General features: G+C 63.1%; 6 protein-coding genes and 1 tRNA gene. 3 read left to right on the forward strand and 4 right to left on the reverse strand.

All coding sequences use genetic code 11. The annotated features are described in order from the left end of the window. Positions 1 to 29: 29 nt before the first annotated feature. From VGH68_RS08845 to VGH68_RS08855, 3 genes are all read right to left on the reverse strand, one after another. Entirely contained in the window at positions 30 to 854 is an 825-nt protein-coding gene (locus VGH68_RS08845) for an ABC transporter permease (protein WP_331603206.1), read from the reverse strand. After that, positions 851 to 1,933, reverse strand: coding sequence for an ABC transporter substrate-binding protein (locus VGH68_RS08850; protein WP_331603207.1), 1,083 nt, complete (start codon positions 1,931 to 1,933; stop codon positions 851 to 853). Before VGH68_RS08850 ends, VGH68_RS08845 begins: the two co-directional genes overlap by 4 nt. Positions 1,934 to 2,031: 98 nt before the next feature. After that, a complete protein-coding gene (locus VGH68_RS08855) occupies positions 2,032 to 3,054 on the reverse strand; it encodes a substrate-binding domain-containing protein (RefSeq protein WP_331603208.1) in 1,023 nt (340 codons plus the stop codon). Positions 3,055 to 3,247: 193 nt separating this feature from the next. Here VGH68_RS08855 and VGH68_RS08860 point away from each other — a divergent pair. The 3 genes from VGH68_RS08860 (at position 3,248) to VGH68_RS08870 (ending at position 4,542) form a co-directional block, all read left to right on the forward strand. After that, positions 3,248 to 3,332: transfer RNA gene (locus tag VGH68_RS08860), tRNA-Leu, on the forward strand. A 223-nt stretch (positions 3,333 to 3,555) separates the two neighbouring features. Further along, on the forward strand, positions 3,556 to 4,005 hold the full coding sequence (locus VGH68_RS08865; protein ID WP_331603209.1) for a DUF3828 domain-containing protein: 450 nt from the start codon (positions 3,556 to 3,558) through the stop codon (positions 4,003 to 4,005). Positions 4,006 to 4,038: 33 nt separating this feature from the next. Continuing rightward, a complete protein-coding gene (locus VGH68_RS08870) occupies positions 4,039 to 4,542 on the forward strand; it encodes a M48 family metallopeptidase (protein ID WP_331603210.1) in 504 nt (167 codons plus the stop codon). 81 nt (positions 4,543 to 4,623) lie between these two features. Here VGH68_RS08870 and VGH68_RS08875 read toward each other — a convergent pair whose 3' ends face one another. Then, positions 4,624 to 6,975, reverse strand: coding sequence for an FdhF/YdeP family oxidoreductase (locus VGH68_RS08875; RefSeq protein WP_331603211.1), 2,352 nt, complete (start codon positions 6,973 to 6,975; stop codon positions 4,624 to 4,626). Positions 6,976 to 7,307: the final 332 nt, after the last annotated feature.

Below are 7,307 nucleotides of genomic sequence, written 5' to 3' on the forward strand. Positions count from 1 at the left end.
GGCAGTGCCTGATTCGGGCGACGCGCTACTCATGCGCTGGCGGCCACGCCGGACCCGCTCGCGCTGCGCGCGAGCGCGAGCACGCCCCATGTGACGAGGCCGAGCACGATCGACAGGCCCGCGGCCGTCACCATGTTCGCGTTCAGCGTGAATTCGGTGTAGATGGTCATCGGCAGCACGTCGATGTCGGTGGCGAGCGTAAACGCGGTGCCGAACGCGCCCATGGCCGTCGCGAAGCACACCGCGCCCGCCGCGATCAGACCCGGCGACAGCGCGGGCAATACGATGTCGCGCATGATCCGCCACGGCGACGCGCCCAGCGAGCGCGCGGCTTCTTCGAGCGACGCATCCAGCCTGGTCGCCGACGCCATCACGGTGACGATCACGCGCGGGATCGAAAAATACAGATAGCCGAGGAAAAGCCCGCTCATCGAGTACGCGAACACCCAGCGCTCGCCGGTGAGTTTCAGCGAGATCGCGCCAATCAGCCCCTGGCGCCCGGCCAGCATGATGACCATGAAGCCGACCACCACGCCCGGAAATGCCAGCGGAAACGTCAGCAGTGCGAGCAGCGTGCGCTTTAATGCAAACTCGCGGCGCGCGAGCAGCAGACCCGCGATCACCGACAACACCAGCGTGGCCGCCGTGACCGCCGCCGACAGCACAACGGTGGCGCCGAGGCTCGACATGTAGCGGGGATTCGTCAGCATCGCGCGATAGGTCGACAATGCGTGGCCGCCGGCCGAGAGCTGCGCGAGCGCGCTCATCGGCAGCAGCCAGAACGCGATGAACACCGCGAGCGCAGGCGCGAGCAGCGCGATGCGCCAGCGCAGCGGGAACGTGAGGTCGTTCAATGCATCACCTGCAAATAGCGCTCGCCGAAGCTCGATTGCTTGTCGGCCATCTTAGCGAAGTCGACCGCCTTGGCGCGCGCGTAGTCGCTCGCGGGCAGGAATTTCGCGGCGATGTCCGGAGTCATCGCGCTCGCGCGCACCGGCCGCAGATACGCTTCGGCCCACAGCTTCTGGCCTGCGTCGGACAGCACGAAGTCGAGCACCTTCTTGCCGTTCGCTTCATGCGGCGCGCCCTTCACGAGGCTCATCACGTACGGCACCGAGATCGTGCCTTCCTTCGGAATCACGAATTCGACGTTTGCTTGATCCTTGTACTTCGCGCGATAGGCGTCGAAATCGTAGTCGAGCAGGATCGGAATTTCGCCGGACAGCACGCGTGCGTACGCGGTCTGCTTCGGCACGATCGGCGCGTTGGCCTTCAGCTTCCTGAACCAGTCGAGGCCCGGCTCGAAGTTATCGAGCGTGCCGCCGAGTGCCTGGTTCACCGCGACCGCGCCCGCATAGCCGACGAACGCGCTCGACGGATCGAGGTAGCCGATCATGCCTTTGTATTCGGGCTTGAGCAGGTCGGCCCACGAGCGCGGCACCGGCTTGCCCTCGAGTGCGTCCTTGTTGACGAAAAAGCCCAGCGTGCCTGAATGGATCGCGAACCAGTAGCCTTGCGGGTCTTTCAGATCAGCGGGGATGTCGCTCCAGTGCGCGGGTCGGTACGGCTGGATCACGCCCTTGTCCTTCGCCTGGAAGGCCGACGACACGCCGAGATAGACCACGTCGGCGACCGGGCTCTTCTGCTCGGCCATCAACTGCGCGATCGATTGGCCCGAGTTCTTGTTGTCGAACGGCACGCGAATGCCGGTGTTTTGCTGGATCGCCTTGATCTGGCTCGCCCAGTCGGCCCACTCGGGCGGGCAGTTGTAGCAGATCGCGGTTTCGTCGGCTTGCGCGGCTTGCGGCGCGAGCGTTGCGAACGCGGCGCCCCCGACGATCAGGCTAGCCGGCAGCGCGATCGCGGCGGCGTGCGTGAGTTTTTGCCAGAGCGGCTTTAGCGAGGAAGCGAAGCGGGTGGTTGAGCGGATCACTGCGGGGCTCCAGGTGAAGAAGAGGGCGGGTGGTGGTTTGGCGTTGGCGTTGCGGCGGCGAGGCGTGCGTGGCGTGTGGCGCGGGCGTTAGATGCTTTTCACGCTGTATGTGCTTTGATGCCGATCGTCTCGCCTTCGCGCACGCTGTGCGGCAGCGTCTGCGCGAGCGAGCGCTCGCCACCGCGGTCGTCATCGCCGCCGATGCGCGCGAGCAGCCGCCGCCACGCCGCGCAGCCGATGTCGCGGTTCGGCGCGCAGACGCTGGCGAGCGGCGGCGACAGCAGCTCGCCCATGGCGAGGCCATCAAAGCCGAGAATCGACATGTCCTGCGGAATCTTCAGACGCGCACGGCGCAACCCGCGCATCACGACCATCGCGAGCAGATCGTTACTGCAAAAGAGCGCGGTCGGCCGGTTCGCGCCGTGGGTCAGATGCGCGAGCACGGACGGCGCGAGTTCATCCGCGTTGAAGTCGACTTCGAGCGCCGGCGCGGGCGTCAGCCCGGCCTGCTGCAGCGCCTCGGTGTAGCCGAGATGCCGCAGACGCGCGCGGTCCGACGCGGCGAACGAGCCGGCCAGCATCAGGATGCGGCGATGACCATGGGCGATCAGCCGGCGCACGCCGTCGTAGGCGGCGAGGCGGTTGTTGACCGATACCGATGGGCGCCGCACCGTGTCGTTGTGCATCAGCACGTAGAGCAGCCCGGTGTGGTCGAGTTCGTCGAGCAGGGGATGCGTGTCGGCATCCGCGACGGTTAGGATCAGACCTTCGACGCGATGCTCGCGCAGCGTTTCGATCGCATGACGTTCGCGCTCGACGTCATACTGCGTGGTCATCAGCATCAGCCGGTAGCCTTGCGCGGACGCGAGCTCGTCGATGCCTTGCAGACATTCGGCGAACACCGGATTGGCGAGCGTCGGCAGGATCACGCCGATGAGGCGCGAGCGCTCGCCGCGCAATTGCCGGCCGAGCGGGCTCGGGCGAAACTTCAGCGCGTCGATCGATTGACGCACCTTGTCGAGCGTGATGGGGTTCACGGCGTGCGGCGCGTTGATCGCGCGCGACACCGTGGCGATGGAAAACCCCGCGTGGGCGGCGACATCCTTGATGGTCGGCGTCATCGTGTCTGGTGCGCTGTAAACGTTTTCGGTGAGCGGATTATCGGCAACGTTTGTGACTTGGGGATGACTGTGCGGCAGGGGCGGTGCGACCGGGCAAGTGGAGCGATAATCCGCCTGTCTATCGGCGGACGTGTCGGTTCGGTGCGCTTGCCACGCAGTGGTAGAATTCGCTACCACGCGCGATGACGCCCCTGCCGGGGTGATGAAATTGGTAAACATAGCGGACTTAAAATCCGCCGCCTCACGGCTTGTCGGTTCGAGTCCGATCCCCGGCACCACGGTTTTAGTCAGGTACCTCGTCTTTTCGAAAATGAGACTGCGGAAAGGAACAAAGATGGCGCTATTAACCATCTTCAATGGCATGCCGAACCTGGGATCCAGGGGCGCTGCGCACGATACGTGCGGTAGGCAATCGAGCACGGCCGTATCAGGCTGATCCGCAATTATTCCGCGCGACTACGCAAAGTCTATCGCCATGACTAAGCACACGAAAAAAATATCGTGATTTTCGCTGCATTGATGATCGTCTCAGGCCTGAGCTTGAACCAGTCAGCAACAGCACAAACCCCGACGCAACGAACTACCCCCGAGGCTACCGTCAAGGCGTTCTACGACTGGTTCATCAAACGCGATGCGCAAGATCACGGCTATCCGCTGATGGACAATGAAATCTTCCACTATGTATCGAAGAAGACGGTCGATCTGCTGAGGGCGCAGTACAAGAACAATAATCTTCCCGGTGACGCAGAGTATTTTACGAACGTCCAGGATTTCAACGAAGTGGACTGGCAAGCGCACACGGTCGTGCGGCCTGCCATCGTATTGAACGGTGTAGCGCTCGTTCCGGTCACGTTCGGATCCACCGACAAAAAGACCAACGTCGCGTTTCTGCGCAAGCAGAACGGGATATGGAAAATCACCAAGGTTGTCGATACGCGGGACTATGAGTAACATGCGCCCTTATACCCGCAGTGCCCATCTTTCATGTCCTCGCTGAAATATCTCACCGGCTACCCAGCACCGCTCCAGCAGAAGGTGCAAACGCTGATCGCTAGCGATCAGCTCGGTGCCTACCTCGCCCGCAAATACCCGGACACGCACGACGTGCAAACCGACCGCGCACTATACGAGTACTGCGCGCAGTTAAAGCGCGAGCATTTACGCAGCGGCGAGCAGATCGACAAGGTCACGTACGACAGCAAGCTCGACGTCGTGCGTCACGCGCTCGGTCTGCATACCAGCGTTTCGCGCGTGCAGGGCGGCAAGCTGAAAGCGAAGAAGGAAATCCGCGTCGCGTCGCTATTTAAATCCGCGGCGCCGGAGTTTCTGAAGATGATCGTCGTGCATGAACTCGCTCATCTAAAAGAGAGCGATCACAACAAGGCCTTTTATCGTCTGTGCGAGTTTATGCAGCCGGGCCACCACCAGATCGAATTCGATCTGCGGCTCTATCTGACGCACCGTGATCTGACGAAGAAAACCGCCTGAAACGCGCGCAAACGCGTTGGCAGGCGGTGATCGTCGAACTGCGACCGGCAAACCTCAACCGGCAAACCTCAACCGGCAACCTCAAGCCGCCACCGCGTCCACCGCCGACGCCGTCAACAAGACCGGAATCGACTTCGAGGTCGGCGTGCCCGCGCCGTCCGCCACCGACGACAGCGGCACCAGCGGATTCGTCTCCGGGTAATACGCACCGAGGCAGCCGCGCGGAATGTCGTACTCGACCAGCAAAAAGCTGTCCACGCGGCGCTCGACGCCATCCGCCCAGACGCTCGTGATATCGACGCGCTCACCCGCCGTGAAACCGAGCATCGCGAGGTCCTGCGGATTGGCGAACAGTACGCGCCGCTGTCCGTACACGCCGCGATAGCGGTCGTCGAGCCCGTAAATCGTCGTGTTGTACTGGTCGTGCGAACGCGTGGTCATCAGCGTCATCAGCCGCTCGCCGTATTGCTCGCGCGCCTGATGAATCGGCGTGTCGAGCGCAATCGCGTGCGCGATGAATTGCGCCTTGCCGCTCGGCGTTTTCCACACCCGATCGCGCGACGCGACGCCAAGGTGAAAGCCACCGGGTTTCTTCAGCCGTTCGTTGTAGTTCTCGAAACCGTCGATCACCTTCGCGATGCCGTCGCGAATCAGCGCATAGTCTGCCGCGTGCGCGAGCCAGTCCACCTTGTTGCTGCCGAGCGTTGCGTGCGCGATGTGCGCGACGATCGCGATTTCCGACAGCAGATTGTCCGACGCCGGCGTATTCATCCCGTACGAGATATGCACCATGCTCATCGAATCCTCGACGCTTACGCCTTGTGCGACGCCGTTCTGCAAATCGATCTCGGTGCGTCCGAGCGTCGGCAAAATCAGCGCGTCGCGCCCGTGCACGAGGTGGCTGCGGTTCAGCTTGGTCGTCACGTGCACGGTCAGATCGCAGGCGCGCATCGCGTCCCACGTGCGAGGCGTGTCCGGGGTCGCGATCGAGAAATTGCCGCCGAGCCCGATGAACACTTTCACGCGGCCGTCGCGCATCGCCTGGATCGTGTTGACGACGTCGAGCCCGTGCTCGCGCGGCGGTTCGAAATCGTAGGCCGCGCCGAGCTTGTCGAGAAATGCCTGAGTCGGTTGTTCCTCGATGCCGACCGTGCGGTCGCCCTGCACGTTCGAGTGGCCGCGCACCGGACACAGCCCCGCGCCGCGCCGACCGATATTGCCGCGCATCATCATCAGGTTCGACAGCAGTTGCACGGTCGCGAGCGAGTTCTTGTGCTGCGTGAGGCCCATTCCCCACGTCGAGATCACCGCGCGGCCCTTTGCGTAGATGTCGGCGAGCTTCAGCACGTCGTCGAGCGGCACGCCCGCTTCGGCGACGATCGTGTCCCAGCGCTCGGTGCGCAGATCGTCGGCAAAGGCCTCGAAGCCAACCGTGTGTTCGGCGATGAACTCGACGTCGAGCACACGCTCGACACCCGATGCGAGCGCTTCGTCGTCGAGTTCCAGCACCCGCTTGGCGACGCCCTTGATCAGCGCAAAATCGCCACCGACTTTCGGGCGGATAAACAACGAGCTGATCCTGGTGCTGCCCATCGTCAGCATTTCGACCGGATGCTGCGGGCTCGCGAAACGTTCGAGCCCGCGTTCCTTCAGCGGGTTGATCGACACAATGGTCGCGCCGCGCTTCGCGCATTCGCGCAGCTCGCCGAGCATTCGTGGATGGTTGGTGGCCGGATTCTGGCCGAAGATCAGCAGTGTGTCCGCGTGTTCGAAGTCGTCGAGCGTGACCGTGCCCTTGCCGACGCCGACCGTGTGCGGCAGACCTCGGCTGGTCGCCTCGTGGCACATGTTCGAACAGTCGGGGAAATTGTTGGTGCCGTACATGCGCACGAACAACTGGTACAGGAACGCGGCTTCGTTACTCGCGCGGCCCGACGTGTAGAACGCCGCGCGGTTAGGGTCGTCGAGGCGCTTCAGATGCTGCGCGATCAACTCGAACGCGTCGTTCCAGCCGATCGGCACGTAGCGGTCGCGCGCGGCGTCGTAGACGAGCGGATCGGTCAGGCGGCCGTGCTGCTCGAGCTCGAAATCGGATTGCGTCATCAATTCGGCGACGCTGTGCTCTTCGAACAATGCGGGCGTCGCGCGCTTGCTGGTCGCCTCGGCGGCCACCGCCTTGACGCCGTTCTCGCAGAATTCGAACGTCGACGCGTGCTCACGATCCGGCCACGCGCAACCGGGACAGTCGAAACCATCGGGCTGATTCTGCTTGAGCAGCGTGCGATAGTTGCCGCCGGCGACCTTTTCCTTGAACAGGTTGACGGCGACGTACTTCAGCGCGCCCCAGCCAGCGGCGGGGTGCTTATAAGGTTCGATGCGGGGCTGGGTGCGCGATTCAATGCCGGATTCGGCGCGAAATTCGTTCTTCTTCATGACGATGGGGAGGCTCGAGAGGCTGGGCTAGCCGATGCCTGCAAGCGTACTGTGTTCCCAGAAGCACGCTGGATACAGAAAAATGGAAAGGACAGGAGTACAGTTGCAGAGCGTCCAGTGGCATGCGCAATTGCGCTGCTAGGACTCGTTCGCCGCTCTCTGCCTCGGCTCCGAGCCGGCTGAAACTATCGCCGAAGAGAACTGCCCGAAACAGCCGTCCCAAACATCCGCCGGAATGACTGCCCGAAACGACTGCCCGGAACGACTGCCCGGAACGACTGCCCGGAACGACTGGCCGAAACGACTGCCCGAAACGACCGCTCGAAACGACC

Source organism: Paraburkholderia sp. (genome assembly GCF_036488505.1).
Taxonomy (GTDB): domain Bacteria; phylum Pseudomonadota; class Gammaproteobacteria; order Burkholderiales; family Burkholderiaceae; genus Paraburkholderia.